Origin of the sequence: Hymenobacter negativus (genome assembly GCF_016056375.1) — a bacterium.
Taxonomy (GTDB): Bacteria; Bacteroidota; Bacteroidia; order Cytophagales; family Hymenobacteraceae; genus Hymenobacter; species Hymenobacter negativus_A.
In genome coordinates this window covers 17,482-33,639 of the sequence record NZ_JAEDAE010000012.1, presented here as the reverse complement: position 1 = coordinate 33,639, position 16,158 = coordinate 17,482, and the positions used below count along the sequence as shown (strand labels likewise).

At 58.4% G+C, this 16,158-nt stretch carries 18 protein-coding genes and 2 tRNA genes; 8 read left to right on the top strand and 12 right to left on the bottom strand.

All coding sequences use genetic code 11. From position 1 onward, the window contains the following. The first annotated feature begins 93 nt into the window (after nt 1-93). Together I7X13_RS19425 and I7X13_RS19420 are read left to right on the top strand one after the other, a co-directional pair. A complete protein-coding gene (locus tag I7X13_RS19425) occupies nt 94-315 on the top strand; it encodes a DUF2795 domain-containing protein (protein ID WP_035561220.1) in 222 nt (73 codons plus the stop codon). Nucleotides 316-414: 99 nt separating this feature from the next. Then, a complete protein-coding gene (locus I7X13_RS19420; protein WP_211532069.1) occupies nt 415-1,128 on the top strand; it encodes an ABC transporter ATP-binding protein in 714 nt (237 codons plus the stop codon). 4 nt (nt 1,129-1,132) lie between these two features. On the opposite strand, the gene I7X13_RS19415 is transcribed toward I7X13_RS19420, so the two are convergent. From I7X13_RS19415 to I7X13_RS19405, 3 genes are all read right to left on the bottom strand, one after another. After that, nucleotides 1,133-2,320: a lycopene cyclase family protein gene (locus tag I7X13_RS19415; RefSeq protein WP_198076752.1), complete on the bottom strand. Its 1,188-nt coding sequence runs from the start codon at nt 2,318-2,320 to the stop codon at nt 1,133-1,135. A gap of 98 nt (nt 2,321-2,418) precedes the next feature. Beyond that, complete coding sequence (locus I7X13_RS19410; RefSeq protein WP_232342424.1) at nt 2,419-3,162, bottom strand: LOG family protein; 744 nt, start codon at nt 3,160-3,162, stop codon at nt 2,419-2,421. A 380-nt stretch (nt 3,163-3,542) separates the two neighbouring features. Beyond that, a complete protein-coding gene (locus I7X13_RS19405; protein ID WP_198076751.1) occupies nt 3,543-4,772 on the bottom strand; it encodes a Glu/Leu/Phe/Val dehydrogenase dimerization domain-containing protein in 1,230 nt (409 codons plus the stop codon). Between the two features lie 245 nt (nt 4,773-5,017). On the opposite strand from I7X13_RS19405, the gene I7X13_RS19400 reads away from it, so the two are divergent. Then, the gene (locus tag I7X13_RS19400) at nt 5,018-5,338 is read left to right on the top strand and encodes an ArsR/SmtB family transcription factor (protein ID WP_198069649.1); all 321 of its coding nucleotides are present in this window, start codon (nt 5,018-5,020) and stop codon (nt 5,336-5,338) included. Nucleotides 5,339-5,408: 70 nt separating this feature from the next. Here the strand turns inward: I7X13_RS19400 and coaE are convergent, their stop codons facing one another. From coaE to I7X13_RS19360, 8 genes are all read right to left on the bottom strand, one after another. Then, nucleotides 5,409-6,002, bottom strand: coding sequence for a dephospho-CoA kinase (gene coaE, locus I7X13_RS19395; RefSeq protein WP_198076750.1), 594 nt, complete (start codon nt 6,000-6,002; stop codon nt 5,409-5,411). A gap of 41 nt (nt 6,003-6,043) precedes the next feature. Next, nucleotides 6,044-6,730: a YbbR-like domain-containing protein gene (locus I7X13_RS19390; RefSeq protein ID WP_198076749.1), complete on the bottom strand. Its 687-nt coding sequence runs from the start codon at nt 6,728-6,730 to the stop codon at nt 6,044-6,046. Between the two features lie 3 nt (nt 6,731-6,733). After that, a complete protein-coding gene (gene yajC / locus I7X13_RS19385; protein WP_198076748.1) occupies nt 6,734-7,069 on the bottom strand; it encodes a preprotein translocase subunit YajC in 336 nt (111 codons plus the stop codon). A gap of 27 nt (nt 7,070-7,096) precedes the next feature. After that, the gene (locus tag I7X13_RS19380) at nt 7,097-7,597 is read right to left on the bottom strand and encodes a DUF1573 domain-containing protein (RefSeq protein WP_198069653.1); all 501 of its coding nucleotides are present in this window, start codon (nt 7,595-7,597) and stop codon (nt 7,097-7,099) included. Nucleotides 7,598-7,688: 91 nt separating this feature from the next. Continuing rightward, entirely contained in the window at nt 7,689-8,687 is a 999-nt protein-coding gene (locus tag I7X13_RS19375; RefSeq protein WP_198076747.1) for an isocitrate/isopropylmalate dehydrogenase family protein, read from the bottom strand. Nucleotides 8,688-8,814: 127 nt separating this feature from the next. Then, entirely contained in the window at nt 8,815-9,126 is a 312-nt protein-coding gene (locus I7X13_RS19370; RefSeq protein ID WP_198069655.1) for a YtxH domain-containing protein, read from the bottom strand. A gap of 141 nt (nt 9,127-9,267) precedes the next feature. Then, nucleotides 9,268-10,464 (bottom strand): transcription antitermination factor NusB, encoded by a 1,197-nt coding sequence (gene nusB, locus I7X13_RS19365; protein ID WP_198076746.1) that lies wholly within the window; start codon nt 10,462-10,464, stop codon nt 9,268-9,270. Nucleotides 10,465-10,588: 124 nt separating this feature from the next. Beyond that, entirely contained in the window at nt 10,589-11,680 is a 1,092-nt protein-coding gene (locus I7X13_RS19360) for a Glu/Leu/Phe/Val dehydrogenase (protein ID WP_198069657.1), read from the bottom strand. A 265-nt stretch (nt 11,681-11,945) separates the two neighbouring features. Here I7X13_RS19360 and I7X13_RS19355 point away from each other — a divergent pair, with 265 nt between their 5' ends. Further along, nucleotides 11,946-13,730 (top strand): ABC transporter ATP-binding protein, encoded by a 1,785-nt coding sequence (locus I7X13_RS19355; protein ID WP_198076745.1) that lies wholly within the window; start codon nt 11,946-11,948, stop codon nt 13,728-13,730. 87 nt (nt 13,731-13,817) lie between these two features. Further along, nucleotides 13,818-14,210 carry a VOC family protein gene (locus I7X13_RS19350; RefSeq protein ID WP_198076744.1) on the top strand — a complete coding sequence of 131 codons (393 nt, stop codon included), beginning with the start codon at nt 13,818-13,820 and terminating at the stop codon, nt 14,208-14,210. A gap of 87 nt (nt 14,211-14,297) precedes the next feature. Here the strand turns inward: I7X13_RS19350 and I7X13_RS19345 are convergent, their stop codons facing one another. Then, on the bottom strand, nt 14,298-14,765 hold the full coding sequence (locus tag I7X13_RS19345) for a T9SS type A sorting domain-containing protein (RefSeq protein WP_198076743.1): 468 nt from the start codon (nt 14,763-14,765) through the stop codon (nt 14,298-14,300). A gap of 177 nt (nt 14,766-14,942) precedes the next feature. On the opposite strand from I7X13_RS19345, the gene I7X13_RS19340 reads away from it, so the two are divergent. The 3 genes from I7X13_RS19340 (at nt 14,943) to I7X13_RS19330 (ending at nt 16,065) form a co-directional block, all read left to right on the top strand. Further along, a tRNA-Pro gene (locus I7X13_RS19340) sits at nt 14,943-15,016 on the top strand. Nucleotides 15,017-15,122: 106 nt separating this feature from the next. Further along, nucleotides 15,123-15,196 (top strand) — tRNA-Pro (locus I7X13_RS19335). A gap of 173 nt (nt 15,197-15,369) precedes the next feature. Next, nucleotides 15,370-16,065, top strand: coding sequence for a hypothetical protein (locus I7X13_RS19330; RefSeq protein ID WP_198076742.1), 696 nt, complete (start codon nt 15,370-15,372; stop codon nt 16,063-16,065). Nucleotides 16,066-16,158 lie beyond the last annotated feature (93 nt).

The window sequence follows — 16,158 nt, the reverse complement described above, 5'->3', positions numbered from 1 at the left end:
CCAAAAATTTGCGTTGTCGGGTGAAACGGCCCGGCCGTTTGTATCTTGACGGGAAACTGTTACCTTCGCCCACCCTTTTTTATCCGCTTCACTATGTATTGGACACTCGAACTGGCTTCCTACCTGGAAGATGCTCCCTGGCCCGCCACCAAAGACGAACTGATTGACTTTTCTATCCGCTCGGGTGCGCCCATGGAGGTAGTAGAGAACCTGCAAGCCCTGGAGGATGACGGCCAGCCCTACGAAAACATCGAAGAAGTATGGCCCGACTACCCGACCAAGGAGGACTTCATGTTCAACGAGGACGAGTATTAATAGAGTTATGAGTTGAGAGTTATGAGTTATGAGTTGAAAAAGGACTTACCTGCTGAACTCATAACTCATAACTCTCAACTCATAACTCCCACGCTCGGCGTGGAAAATCTGGTTGCGGGCTACCCCGGTAGGGTGCTGGTCCGCAACCTTTTTTTGTGCCTGCCCGCGCCGGCTTTCGTGGCCGTGGTGGGGCACAATGGCAGTGGCAAAACCACCCTGTTTCGGGTGCTCACGGGGCAATTGCCTTACGAGGGAAGCGCCAAGTTGCACGGCCACGAAGTGCGCGAGCTGCGCCGGGCTGCCACGGCCGGCCTGTTGGGCTACCTGCCGCAGCGCGGCAGCCTCGATTTCGCCATTGCCGTGCGCGAACTGGTCGTGATGGGCCGCTACCGCCACCACGGCTTGCTAAGTGCCTACGCCCCGGCTGATTACGCGCTGGCCGATGCCGCGCTGGCTCGCGTAGGCATGGCCCACCTGGCCGCTCGCGACTTTACGCAGCTGTCTGGTGGCGAGCAGCAACTGGTGTGGCTGGCCCAGCTCAGCCTGCAGGATGCCCAGGTATATCTGCTTGATGAGCCCACCCAGCAGCTCGATGTGTACTATCGTCGTCAGGTATTCAACCTCGTGCACGACTGGACAGTTAGGGAAAATAAAACGGTGCTGTGCAGCACCCACGACCTCGACAATTTGCCCGAACTCACCGGTTACTTGCTGAATCTGTCAGAACCAGAACCGCAGCTGCGCCCCATTTCCGAAGCCACGGTGCGCGAGGCGCGGGCGTGGCTGGAGCAGGCCCCAAGGCCGGTAAGCTAAGGACTCAACGCCGCCCCGGCCGGCCGCGCAGCACCTGCCCGATGGACCGCATAAACGGCCCGGCCGATACCGAATTCATCACCCGTAGGTTGTCGGCCCAGGAAGTCTGTTCATCCAGAAAGCGGAAAATGCGCTCTATGGGATTGCGCTCAAACAGCTGCCGGAAGATGTCGCGCGTGGTTTCGCCCCGGCGCTGCATGATGTCGAGCAGCAGCGTATCAAATAGTTGGAACTGCCATTTGTCGCCCGTGGCATCGGCGGGCGGGCGGCCGGTTTTCGCCAGCGCCGCTACCAGTCGCGCCGAGTGCTGCTGAATGCGCTTGAAAGCGTAGCCGGTGCTGGGCTTGGCCCGTCCGCCCCGCGTGCCCAGGTTGATGATGTGCGCGCCGTTGTGGGCGGGCAACGGGTGGTCTGTCATCGGAATTGCGCCCACTTCTTCGGCTATAATGCGGTAAGTTTTCAGGCCCAACGTATTGCCCAGATATTCTCGAATAGCCGCTTCGTATTCGGCTTTGGGCAAGACGTTTTCTGAAAACAACGTGTATTCAATCAGCGCTTTACGATTCGAGAAAGGCAGCACGTAGATAAACCGCGCCTCGTGCTGCTGCGCGCCGCGAAAGTCCATGAACTCCACCGTCGTTGGGTCGAAGACATCGGTATCCGCCTCAATTTCCCATCCCACGAAGTGCTGCAACAGGTAGCGGTGCTTCTCGGGCTGCTTTAGCTGCGCCAAGTCCGGCGGGCGGCTGTCGAAGGCGTAGCGGGCCCTGAAGTCGCCCTTACTGCTCCGAACCCGCACCCCACCATTGGCATTTTCCAGGCTGGTTACTGTGGCCCGCACCCAGGTAAACTGCGGATTATTAGCCAGTGCCTGCTGCACGAAGCGGTAGTAATCAAGTCCATTGATGGTTTTGTAACGGTAGCGCCCCAAATCAAGCACGCGCTCGAAGCCGGGGCTACGGAAGGCAATTTTGCGCCACTCGTGCGCCACAATGCCGTCGAACATGCTTGGCTCATCGGCCCAGAACGACCACGTGCGGTCGTTTTGCGTCTTGGCTTCGGGTTCGATAATCAGTACCTTCTTGAGGGCCAGCCGCGGCTCTTGCGCTACGTGGTACGCCAGGCTCAGGCCCGCCGCGCCGCCGCCTACAATGAGGTAATCGTACTCAATCAGCGAATTGGCATTGGACATTAGCGGGGGATATCAAACGCAAAAATGGCACAGCGTTCAACAAAAAAGCCGAACCTCACGGCCCGGCTTTCTTGATATTTAAATAACGACCAAATGGTCTAGAAGTTCGGCGACAGCAGGTACTTGTGGTAGAAGTCGTCGATGATTTTCACGGCTTCGCTGGCATCGTCCACAATCTGCACCAGGTTCATGTCCTCGGGCGAGATGTTGTGCTCCTCGTGCAGCATCACGTCCTCAATCCACTTAAACAGGCCATTCCAGTAGGCCGAGCCCACCAGCACGATGGGGAAGCGGCTGATTTTCTTGGTCTGAATCAGAGTCATGGCCTCAAACAGCTCATCGAGGGTGCCGAAACCGCCGGGCATGCCCACGAAGGCCTGCGCGTACTTCACAAACATCACCTTGCGCACGAAGAAGTAATCGAAGTCGATGCACTTGTCCTGGTCGATGTAGATGTTGTGGGTCTGTTCGAAGGGCAGCTCAATGTTGAGGCCCACCGACTTACCGCCCTCGGAGCGGGCACCTTTGTTGCCGGCTTCCATGATGCCGGGGCCGCCCCCCGTGATAACGCCGTAGCCGTGGCGCACCAGCTTGGCCGCAATTTCCTCGGCCATCTGGTAATAGGGGTTTTCGGGCTTGGTGCGGGCCGAGCCGAAGATGCTCACGCAAGGGCCAATTTTGGACATCTTCTCGAAGCCCTCCACGAACTCGGCCATCACCTTGAAAATCTGCCAAGAGTCGGCGATTTTGATTTCGTTCCAGTCCTTGTCTACGAAGGCTTTGCGCAGGCGCTGCTCGTCTTCGAGGGCCATGGCGGTCTGGCCGTTGGTATTCTGGCGCATCTCCGTGATGGAGGTGAGTTTATCGTCGTTAACGTTTGGCTGCTTGATGGTTTTGCCGCTGCCGGCATTCAGCATGTCGTCAGCAACTTTGGTTTTGCTGGTTTTCGGTTTTTTCAGTGTAGACATAGTGTTCAGTTGGGAGTTCCTTCAAAAACAAAATCGCCCCAAATGTGGGGCGACCAAAAGTAGGGCGTCAAAGTTATCGATTTGTTACCAAATAAAAATGCTGCCGGTTGAAAGGAATTTCGTCTGTCAACCTGAGCGTAGCGAAGGACTTTATCACGCCGAAATCGTTTGCGGTAAACAAACGGCTGCAAATGTGACCGAGGCCTTCGCTACATTCAGGATGAAAAACAGGGATTTTACGCTCTTAATGAGCCCTATACCAGCTGGCGCAGTGCCATCTCGAACGAGCGCTGCGCGATGCCGGTGGGCTGCGCGTTCTCGGCGTGCGTGCGCTCCAGGGCCGCGCCGATGATGCGCGAGGTATCGGCAAAAATGGCCTGGTCGGTGATTTCGGCGCCGGTTTCCATGAGGTAGGCAAACACGCGGGCCATGCCGCAGTTGGCGATAAAATCGGGGATGACGGCCGTGCGCTCATCGGCAAATACACCGGTGGGGCCGAAGAAAATCTCAGGGTCGGCAAACGGCACGTTGGCCCCGCAGCTAATGACCTTGAGGCCGCCTGCTACGAGCTGCTCCACCTGCGCGCGCGTCATGAGGCGCGAGGCCGCGGCCGGAATAAAAATATCGGCCCCCATGGACCACACTTTCTCATTCACTTCCTCGAAGGAGAGCAGGTTATCGGCTGCCAACGCATTGCCCTGGCGGGCCAGCAGCAGCGCGCGGATTTCTTCCAGACCGAGGCCCTCGGTGCTCAGCAGGCCCCCGGCCCGGTCGATGATGCCCACTATGCGCACACCCTGTCCGGCCAGGTAATAGGCCGCCGCCGCGCCCACGTTGCCCCAGCCCTGGATGATGGCGCGCTGCCCGCGCAGCTCGGTGCCGGGCCAGAGGCGGTAGTAGTGGCGCACGGCCTCGGCCACGCCGTAGCCGGTGATGAGGTCGGCCACGGTGTATTTGCGGGCCAGGTCGGGCGAGAACGTGGCGTCTTCCACCACCTTGATAACGCCCTGGCGCAGCTGGCCGAGCTTCTGAATTTTCTGGGGCTCGGTGGCGTGATAATGGCCGTTCACCACGCCTTCCTGCGGGTGCCAGAGGCCGTACTCTTCGGTAATGGCAATGACTTCGTGGATTTCGTCCACGTTGAGGTCGCCGCCGGTGCCGTAATAATTTTTCAGCAGCGGAAACACGGCCCGGTACCAGCGCTCCAGCACGCCGCGCTTGCGGGGGTCCTGCGGGTCGAAGTTGATGCCTGATTTGGCTCCGCCAATAGCTGGCCCGGACACCGTGAACTTCACCTCCATGGTCTTGGCCAGGCTCTCTACTTCGCGCTTGTCCAGGCCTTTTCGCATGCGGGTACCCCCGCCGGCGGCTCCGCCCCGTAAGGAGTTTATGACGACCCAGCCTTCGGCTTCAGTTTCGGCGTCTTTCCATTCAAAGACGATTTCGGGGCGTTTATTTTCAAACTTGGTGAGCAGGTCGAGCATATAGCGAAATGGATAAGAAAAACTGCCAATAAGCAGAACTACAAAGGTAGCGCCCGTCTCTGAAGTGACTGGAGACCAAAAATAGCATTTCAGAAAGAAATGAAAATGTGTGAATATTAAAGTATTTTAGGAATAACAAACCCCTTTACCCCTATTTTGCGTAATGATTAGGAACTACCACGGTAGTGCCACTGTATTGCATTTATCCTACTCTTCCAACCTCCCCTTCACTTTTTATCGATTTCATGAAACCATTACACTCGCGTGTAGAAGCGCAACAGTTGGACCGCGCCGCGGCTATGCTCAAGGTTCTCTCTCATCCTAAGCGTCTTGCTATCGTGGACCTGCTGGGAAAAACCAAGGGCAAAGACACCCAAATGTCGGTGACTGATATCTACCAAGCGCTTGATTTGCCCCAAGCCATTGCATCGCAGCACCTCATTACCCTCAAAGACCGGGGTGTGCTGAAGTCCAGCAAAATCGGCACGAAGATTTATTACTCACTGGCGGTGCCCCAGCTCCTGAAAGTGATTGATACTTTAGAAGATTATTCCGGCCGCATCTAGGCTTTCCCAGCGTCCGAAGGATAAGGCTGCCCCGCGAGAGGCAGTCTTTCTTGATTTAGGGGGTACCAGTTTACGCGCTGAAGGCCGCGTGCAACGCCAGCACCTGCGGCAGCAGGGGCTGCACGTCATCGTTGGTAAGCACGTAGTTGGCGCGCGCCATTTTCTCTTCCTCGCTGAGCTGCTTGGCCATGATGGCCTGTACGTCGGCGGGCGAGCGGTGCGGGTCGCGCTGTAGCACGCGGGCTGCGCGCACCGCTAGCGGCGCAAACACGGTGATGACGCGGTCGAGCTGCTTGTAGGAGCCGGCTTCAAACATCAGAGCGGCTTCCTTGAGCACGTAGGGGTGGCCGGCCTGCGCCTGTGCTTCGGCCCAACGCTCAAAATCGGTGCCTACGTGCGGGTGAACCAAGCCATTGAGCTGGGCCAGCAAAGCCGGGTTGTTGAACACGGTGCCGGCTAATACCGGCCGGTTGAGACGCCCAGTAGCATCGTAAGTGCTGGGGCCAAAGGCGTCGGTGAGCTGCTGACGCAGTTCCACGTCGTTTTCCATCACCCAGCGGGCGCGGGTGTCGGCATCGTAGATGGGCACGCCCAACGCATGAAATAAGCGGCTGACAATGCTTTTGCCCGAACCGATGCCGCCGGTGATGCCGATGCGCAACATGGAGAAATAGGAAGGTGAGTGAAAGATGGGCTGGAAGCCTGCTAGCGTCGGGTCTGGCGCAGGCGCACCGTGGGCACGGAGGCCCGAATTCGGGCCGGCGTTTTCACGTCGGCCTCAACTTCCTCCGCCTTGCCACGGGCCGAGGGCTGCGGCGGCACAACAGGGTAGGGGCTGGGCAACTCATTTACCAGGCTGGCCGGTCCTCGAAACGTCACCATCGCGGGCGTGAAGCTGGCCTTGTAGCGCTTGGCCGAATCCGGCGGCAGCGTCAGCGGCAAGCGGCGGGTGGCGTAGCGGTCGAAGGTGAGGCGCAGGGTATCGCCGGCCCATTCGGTTACCTGCACGCCTTCTAGGGCGTTTTGCAGGCCGCGGTGCCAAGCGGTAGCGGGCAGGTAGCGGGTGCCGGGCAGCGGCACGGGGCGTAGGTCGGCGGGATGGGTGCCCCAGCCCAGGTTGGCACGCAGCAGCCGCCAGCCCTGGCCTGTGACCGTAACGGGCAATGCCGCCGGCAACGGCCGCAGGGGCACGTAATGCACCGAGTCGTAGTGCCAGGCCAGCGGGAAGTTGATGCGGGTGGTGTAGGTTTTGTTCAGGGCGTTCATCTGCCAGAACAGGCCCGCCGCCAGTAGGCAGGCCGTGATGGCCCGGTAGAAGCTGGGCTCCTGGCCCGCGAAGGGACGCACGAACCAGCGCAGCAGCCAGCTTGCCCGATTCAGCGGCCCGTCCATGGCTTAGGCGGCGGTAATGGCGTCGGTACCGGTAGCAGTGTTGGCTTTGTTGCCCACTTCGCGAGCAATGGCCGAGCGGTCGAACCGCAGCTTGGTGCCGCGGTCTACTTCTACCACTACGGTGTCGTCGGTGAGCTCCACAATCAGGCCGTGCAGGCCGCCGATGGTGACAATGCGTGAGCCCTTGGTCAGCGACTGGCGAAAAGCTTTGGCATCGTTCGACCGCTTTTGCTGCGGCCGAATCATGAAGAAATAAAAGACGCCAGCGGCAATCAGCAGGAAAAGCGGCTGGGCGTAGTCGGTGCCGCCGGCGGCTTGCAGCAAAAGGGTCAGGAACATGGTGTTGGAATAAGAAGCTTGAAAAGGCTAGTTGGCCTTGGGAGTGAGTACGTTGCCTTTGATGAGAATGGTGGTGATGGTAGGCTGCGTGTTGGCCCGCACCGCTACCTGCTTGCTGATGATGCCCTGCTTACCGCGGCTATCGAACTGCACTTCCATCTTGCCCTGGGCCCCGGGAGCCACGGGCTCCTTGGTCCAGCTAGGGGTGGTGCAGCCGCACGAAGCGGTGGCGTCCTCAATCAGCAGCGGCGACTTGCCGGTATTGGTGAAGGTAAACGTGTGGTGTACTTTGGTATCGGGCTGAATATCACCGAAATCAAATTCGGCCTCGGCGAATTTCATCACCGGGGCGTTGGGGTTCACGGCGGCTTCGTCGCTCACCACATTGGGGTTGTCCACGGTGGGGTTGGCGGCGTCAGATTCGACGGTGGCGGCGGCGTTAACGCCTTCGGTGCCTACTTCGGCGGTTTTGTCGTGGTTGCAGGCTCCGAGCAGGAGCGCTGCGGCTAGTATGAGGTATTGTTTCATTTCAGTTTTTGGTATTCGGTATTAGGTATCCGGTAGTCCGATAAACGTGTATCAGACCACCGAATACCCAATACCGAATACCTTTTTCAAATTACAGCTTGGCAATAATGCTCTGGGCGAACTGGCTGGTGCTGGCTCTGCCGCCGAGGTCGCCGGTGCATTCTTCTTTGTTCATGAGCGTGGCTTCCAGGGCTTTGTCGATTTGTTCGGCCTTGGCATGTTCGCCGATGTGGTGCAGCATCATGATGGCCGAACGAAGCAGGGCGGTGGGGTTGGCTTTGCCCTGGCCGGCGATGTCGGGAGCCGAGCCGTGCACGGCTTCAAAAATGGCCATGTTGTCGCCTATGTTGGCACCCGCTACCACGCCCAGGCCGCCCACAAGGCCAGCACAGAGGTCGGATAGCAGGTCGCCAAACAGGTTGGTGGTCACAATCACGTCGAACTGCTCGGGCTTGTTCACGAGCTGCATGCACATGTTGTCGATGATTTTATCCTCGAACACAATCTGCGGAAACTCGTTGCTTGCCTCTTTGCAGGCGTTGAGCATCAGTGTGCCGGCCATCTTAATGATGTTGGCCTTGTGGGCCAGGGTCACCTTCTTGCGGCCGTGCTTGGCGGCGTAGGCAAAGGCAGCGCGGCAGATTTTGCGCGAGCCTTCCACCGTCACGCGGGCAATGGCGTCGGCGATGCCGAGTCGCTCGTCGTACACTTCCAGGCCAGAGTAAAGGCCTTCGGTGTTCTCCCGGAAAAGCACCAGGTCGATGCCCTCGTAGCGGGTGTGGATGCCGGGCGTGGTTTTGCTGGGCCGCACGTTCTGGTAGAGGTCGTACTTCTGGCGCAGCGTTACGTTGATGCTGCGGAAACCCTTGCCCACGGGCGTGGTAATGGGGCCTTTGAGGGCCACCTTATTCTTTTCCAGCGACTTGAGGAGAGCAGTCGGAATCAACTCGCCCGACTGGTCGAACGTGGTCTGCCCCGCATTCTGCTCTTCCCACTGAATGGGCACCTGCGCCGCGGCAAAAATATCGGTTACCGCTTTCGTGATTTCGGGGCCTATGCCATCGCCGGGAATAAGGGTTACTACGTGCATCGTACTGGTAATAAATGACTGAATGAGAAAGCAAAGAACGGAATGAGTGAATGAGCGAAGACTGAATTTTCATCGGCCATTCACCCATTCTCTCATTCCGTCAGTTACTTAGGTACCCGCAAAAAAATTAAGCGCCCTTGCGGGAGTTGATTTGGTTGATGAGCTGGTCGACATCGCCGAGCAGCTGCTCAGCTTTAGATTTGGCATCGGAAATCACGCGCTGGCCTTCGCTTTTGGCCGTCGATTGGCCCACGCCTTCGCGGCTGGTTACCAGGCTGTCGGTGAGGTCGGCAAGCACCGAGCGGTACTTTTCGAGCTGATAGCTGAGCCAGGAGCGTGTTTCGGTGCCAGTTTCGGGGGCGTAGAGCAAGCCAAGGGCTGCGCCGGTGAGGGCGCCGCCCGCGAAGCACAGGATGCCGGTGGTGGTTTTGCTGGCCATGGTCGTCGAGGATTGGGGAAGAGAGGTGAGAATGTTTTCAAGCCTGCGTACGCAGAAATACGGCGGCAGATGCAAAAGTGGCTATATCGGCCCAATGTTCAGCCGCAGGCCATAAAGTTGCCGTCGGCCGGTACCGGCTGCCTACTGGTTGTCCAGTAGGCCGCGGCCCGATTTGCGAATGTCGCCGCTGGCGGCCAAATCCGTCGCCAGCTTGTCCAGAATGCCGTTAACAAATTGCTTGCTTTTGGGCGTGCTGTAAATCTTACTGATTTCAATGTACTCATTGATAGTGACTTTCACCGGAATGCCGCGGAATAGCTGCATCTCGGTAAGGGCCATTTTCAGGATGATTTTGTCGAGCAGCGCCACGCGTTCCACGTCCCAGTTCTGCACCGAGCCGGCGATGAGCTTCTCCATCTTGTCGTCCTCGATGAGCGTCTGCTTATAGAGCGTTTCGGCAAATTCGCGGTCGTCGGCCCAGTTGGCCGAGAGATTCATCAGCTCCTGCGTGGGTTCGGCGGTGAAGGGCAGCATTTTCAGCGTCTTCAATACCAGGTTGCGCACAATGGGCCGGTTTTCCTCCCAGTTCAAATCAGCGGATTCGAGCTGACGCGGCAGCGCTTCGCCTTTGAAAACGAAGTCTTTGTAGATGTGGCGCAAGATTTCGAGGTCCGTGTCGTAGTCCATCTCGGGCTGGGCAATGTCCTTGCCGTTGAGGTAAGCCAGCACGGTTTCATCGGCCTTCATTTCGCCCCAAGCGGCGCGCAGCGCTTCCACTTCTTCGGTCCCTTCCCAGGCCAGCTTGCGCCGGATGGTCTGGCCCTGCAACTGCTCATTAGCCATCAGTTTGGCAATGGCCTTGTTCTGATGCAGGCGCGTGGCGTCGATAGCGTTTTCGCTGGGCCCGAGGCGGCGGCGCTCCTCGCGGCTCTGTTCTTCCTCAATCACGCCGAGCAGGGCGGCGGGCAGGTTCAGCAGGTGCAGATACTGGTCGTGGATGCTTTCGGCGCCCACCAGCAGCTGCCCGCCGTAGAAATCAGCGTCCTTCTTCACCTGGTTCTGGAAGGAGTTGATGGCGTCGGCTACGGTCTTATCCACAGCTTTGTCGTCCGTTTTTTCGGGCGCGGTGCCGGTGCGGTACCAGTCGCGCAACTGGGCTTCGCTCAGCTTGCGCTGGCCTTCCAGCTTGCGGCGGTCGGGGGCCTCTTTGGCCGTCAGGTCGGGCTCGAAAGCCGCCGCGATGCGGTCCTGTGCCAGCAGAAAATCGGCCCCCACCGCCTGGTGGTAGGAATAGAGCGACTGCATGACTTTGATACGGAGGAGGCGGCGATTGAGCATTTCTTTGAGTTATGAATTATGAGTTAAAAGTCGTGAGTTAGAAGTTGTGAGCAGGAGAGACAAGGTGGTTAGATTCAAGCGCCTCAACCAACTCATAATCCATAACTTTTAACTCATAACTCCTTTAGTACGTCGACTTCACCCGGCCCACGTTGGCGATGCGCTCCTTGGCCTGCCGGATGGCGGCCGCCTGCGGGTGCGTACCTTCTTCGTCGGCCTTCTGGAGAACTTGGAGGGTGAAATCGTAAATTTTTTCGGTCTGGGTGAGGGCGGCCTGGCGGCTGCCCCCGGTTACTTCGGAGTACACGTTGATGAGGCCGCCGGCGTTGATAAGGAAGTCGGGGGCGTACACAATGCCGCGGCGCACGAGTTCGGGGCCGTGCTGGTTTTCAACCTTGAGCTGGTTGTTGGCGCAGCCGGCCACCACGCGGGCCTTCAGGCGCGGAATGGTGTCGTCGTTGAGCGTGGCACCCAGCGCGCAGGGCGAGTAGATGTCCATGTCCTGGTCGTAAATCTCGTCCAGGCCCACGGCGGTGGCGCCGAAGCGGTTGGCCGCATCCAGGGCGCGGTCTTCGTAGTAGTCGGTCACGAGGAGCTTGGCGCCCTCTTTCTGGAGGTGCTCCAGCAGGTAGGTGCCCACGTGGCCCGTGCCCTGCACGCCGATGCGCTTGCCGGCCAGGCTCTCCGAACCGAAAGCCTTTTTGGCGGCGGCTTTCATGCCCATGTACACGCCATAAGCCGTCACGGGCGAGGGGTCGCCCGAGCCGCCCATGCTCTCGGGCAGGCCGGCTACGTGGGTGGTTTCCATGCGGATGTACTCCATGTCCTTGGTGGTCATGTTCACATCCTCGGCCGTGATGTACTTGCCGTTCAGGTTCTTCACGAAGCGGCCGAACTTGCGCAGCAGGGCTTCGGTCTTCAGCGTTTTGGCATCGCCGATGATGACGGCCTTGCCGCCGCCCAGGTTAAGGCCCGAGATGGCGGCCTTGTAGGTCATGCCGCGCGAGAGGCGCAGCACGTCGTTTAGCGCTTCTGCATCAGAAGCATAGTGCCACATGCGCGTGCCGCCGAGGGCCGGCCCGAGCACGGTGTTGTGGATGCCGATAATGGCCTTGAGGCCGGTTTCGTGGTCGTGGCAATACACAACCTGTTCGTGCTGATGCTCGGCAATCTGACCGAAAATCGACTCGGGGGCGACAATCTGGGTTTCAATCATGGGGATGAATTGAAGGTTGGTGGGAATTTGGGATGGATGGTTGGGAAGAGTGCGGCGTAACTTTGTTGGGTCTTATACGGAGAAACCGGAACGTCATGCAGAGCGCAGCGAAGCATCTGGCCCGGGGAAGTAAATCAATCGTAAAAAAGATTGAATACCACTGCAAGCAAGATGCTTCGCTGCGCTCTGCATGACGTTCTAGATTCTCTTTCAGGCCGCAAAAGTACCGCTATTTTCCCGAACCGGCCCCCTTCCCACCCTGCCCGTGCGCGCACTATCCGCCGTTAATCCCTTCATCTTCCGCTACAAGTGGCATTTCCTCGCCGGGGTGCTGTTCGTGGCGCTGAGCACCTTGCTGGCCATTTTTCCGGCCCAGCTGGTGCGCTACGCCTTCGATTTGGTGAACGAGGGCATCGACCTCTACCATCTCTATGCTGGTACTGAGGCCCAAAAGGGCGTGTATCAGCTGTTTGGGCGCAACGTGCTGTTCTACGGCGTGCTCATCATTGTGCTGGCGCTGGGGCGCGGCATCTTCCTGTTCTTTATGCGGCAGACCCTCATCGTGATGTCGCGCCACATCGAAAACGACCAGAAGAACCAGATTTACCAGCACTACCAGTCGCTGCCGCTCAGCTTCTACCGCCGCCACAGCACCGGCGACCTGATGTCGCGCATTTCGGAGGACGTGAGCCGCGTGCGGATGTACCTCGGGCCGGCCATCATGTATTTTTTGCAACTCGTGCTGCTGTTCCTGCTCATCGTGCCGCTCATGCTTATGGTGAACGTGAAGCTGACGCTCTACACGCTGCTGCCGCTGCCCATTCTGTCGGTCAGCATCTTCTACGTCAATAACTTGATTGAGCGCAAGTCTGACGAAATCCAGCGGGCGCTGTCGGGCATGACGACGTTTGTGCAAGAGGCATTTTCCGGCATTCGGGTGCTGAAATCCTTTGTGCGCGAAGCCGATTCGCACGCGCAGTTCTCGGCCGCCAGCAACGAATACAAGGAGAAATCGCTGAGCCTGAACTTTGTGAACTCGCTGTTCTTTCCGCTCATTCTGTTCCTCATCGGCCTGAGCACGCTCATCACGGTGTGGGTGGGTGGCCAGGAAGTTATTCGCGGCACCATCACCACGGGCACCATTGCCGAGTTCCTGATTTACGTGAACCTGCTCACTTGGCCGGTTACGGCGCTGGGCTGGACGTCGTCGCTGGTGCAGCGCGCCGAGGCTTCGCAGGCCCGCATCAACGAATTTCTGGACCAGAAAACCGACATCATCTCGCGCCAGAATGTGCAGCGCGAGCTGGTGGGCGACATCGTGTTCGAGAACGTGTCGTTCACCTACCCCGATACCGGCATTCAGGCCCTGAAAAACGTGAGCTTCCGCGTGAAGCCGGGGCAGACGCTGGCCGTTATCGGCAACACCGGCTCGGGCAAAAGCACCGTGGCCGCCCTGCTCTGCCGCCTCTATGATGTGACCAATGGCGACATCAAAGTGGATGGTGTGGATGTGCGCGACTATTCCCTTCGCGCCTTGCGCGGGCAGATTGGCTACGTACCGCAGGACGTATTCCTGTTCTCCGACACCATCCGCAACAACATCAACTTTGGCCTCGACCAGCCCGACGAAGCCCGGATGCTGCAGGCCGCCAAAGATGCCGATGTGTACGAGAACATTCTCGCCTTCCCCGAAGGCTTCGATACCAAAGTGGGCGAGCGAGGCATCACCCTCTCGGGCGGCCAGAAGCAACGCGTGAGCATGGCCCGCGCCTTGGTGAAAGAGCCCAAAATCCTGATTCTGGACGACTCGCTCTCCGCTGTGGACACTAAGACGGAGAATGCCATTCTCGGCAGCTTGCAGCGCATTATGGCGGCGCGCACCAGTCTTATTATCTCGCACCGCGTGAGCTCGGTGAAGCTGGCCGATGAAATTCTGGTGCTCGACGACGGCGTGATTGTGCAGCACGGCACGCACGATGCGCTGATGGCCGACGCAGCAGGGCTATATAAAGCGCTCTACGACCGGCAATTGCAAACCGAAGAAGCGTAAACTGGTGGGTTGGCGGATTTGTGGAATGGTGGATTCGCTGTTTCATCCGCGCCAATTCACCAATCCACTCATCCACTAAGCCACCGCATGAACCAGCGCCTCGCCCACGTCACCCTGCTCGTTCGTGATTACGACGAAGCCATTGCCTTCTACACCACTGTACTGGGTTTCGCCCTGGTTTCTGACCTGGATATGGGCCAGGGCAAGCGCTGGGTGGTGGTAGCCCCGCCTGGCCCCACTGGTTGCACCCTGCTGCTGGCCGAGGCCAAAACCGACGAGGAAAAGCGCGGTGTGGGCCATCAGGGCGCGGGCCGCGTCTGGCTGTTCCTCCACACCGATGATTTCTGGCGCGACTACCCGGTGCTGCAGAGCCGTGGCCTGCGCTTCCTCGAAACGCCGCGCTCCGAAGCCTATGGCCATGTAGCCGTCTTCGAGGACTTATATGGCAACAAGTGGGACCTGCTGGAGCCGCTGGGTTAATACTGAATGACGCAAACGGAAAAGGCCGTCATGCTTAGCATGACGGCCTTTTTAAATAGTCTTTGTTTCGGAGTACGAGATGCTTTTCTACTGACCAATCATAACGCGGCGCATGCCGGTTTTTTCATAAGCGGTGCAGCGCACGATGTAGGCTCCGGCCGGCAGCTGGCTCACGTTGAGCACGGCCGGCGTCTGCCCGTTCATCATGGTGTGGGTGATGACCGGACGGCCGCCGGCATCGGACACTTCTACGCGGGTAGGGCCGGGGTTATCGGTTTTCACGGTGAGCTTGCCGGCCACGGCATCGGCTTTCACCTTAATGGCGTTGGGGTTGGCGGCGGGCGTTTCGGGGGCCAGGGCAATGCGGCTGGCACCCTCGGCGGCTGGCGCGGCGGTGGCCGCAACCGTTGCGGGGGTGGGGGCTACTGCACCGTTGGGCAAAATTGCTTCTTCTTTGGCGGGAGCTGCTGCAGGGCTGGTGGAAGCCGGTGCTTGGGCCTGCGCGGCGGCCGAAGCCAACATGCTGACCAACACAAGTAGTAATAACTTTTTCATAAGTAGGATAAGAACAAGATGAGGTAAAACGGCTTGCGTAAAGCTAAGCAATTATGAGGCTGATTGAACCAAAACCGCTCCAAAAACTGGCCCTAGGCCACTGCTGACAAAACTTTATTTTTGCTCAGCTTGCACAAGAATCAAAAATAACCTTACCTTTGTCGCTCCAATACCAATCGGGGTGTAGCGTAGCCTGGTATCGCGCCAGCATGGGGTGCTGGAGGTCGTAGGTTCGAATCCTGCCACTCCGACGGAAGAGCAGCCGCTCTTGTAAAGCCTCCGAACTTCTGGGTTCGGAGGCTTTTTTCGGCCGCTAATATTGGAGCAAGAAAACCGGTCGCCCCATCGGCCGGCTTTCGGGGTGTAGCGCAGCCCGGTAGCGCGCGTCGTTCGGGACGACGAGGCCGTAGGTTCGAATCCTGCCACCCCGACTTTCCCGTAAGCTTCAATGCCCCTGTCTTCTCGGCAGGGGCATTGTGCTTTTCAGGCCGTTGGGTGGTGGGACCGGCTGCACAGCCGTAAGGATTAATGGAAGGCGGGTGTTGGATTGGGTGAAAACGGGAAGACCTTTACGGTTCTTTTCCCATTCATTATTTCCTCCCACATGAGAAATACAGTACTTCTACTGGCTGCGCTAGGCAGCACTCTTTCGGCCGCGCAGGCCCAGTCTACCATTGGCAAGGGCACCGGGCTGCTCACCGGTAGCGTTGGCTACCATACCCAGACCGAAAACGTAAGCAGCACCACCGGCAACGGGAGCGCATTCAGCAGCACTTCCAGGTTCGGGACGTTCATGCTGGATTTATCCGTGGGGGGCTTCGTGGCCGATAACTTGGCGTTGGGCTTGCAGCTTAACCACACGGTAACCGGAGGCTCCTACACATCTTCAAATAACAACAGCTCCTCACCATCCATCCCTACGGCTTCTACTTTGCGGGTGGGGCCCATGGCCCAGTACTACAAAATGCTGAGCGAACAGTTTGGCCTGACGACGATGCTTGGCGCGGGCTATGAGTCGGACAACAACGTGAGCCAGAGTTTGTATTACAACAACTACGGCAACCCAAGCATTTACTATTCAACACGCAAACTGACCGGTTTTTACGCGGCGCTTACGCCGGGTATTATCTTTTTTCCGGTGCCTAAGCTTGGCCTGACGGCAAGTATTGGCAGCCTGAGCTATAGTCGGTTGAAAGTGAAGAACGACAACAACATCGACCAGACGCTCAATTCGCTCGATGCCGGCTTTGGCCTGAGCCAGCTGCAATTTGGGGCCGGCTATTATTTCGGGCGCAAATAACGAAGCAGACCTTTTCGCCTGCTGATAAAAGCCTTGGCATCATCCGATGCCAAGGCTTTTTGTTGCCACTCATGATAGTCGCGGCAGGGCAGG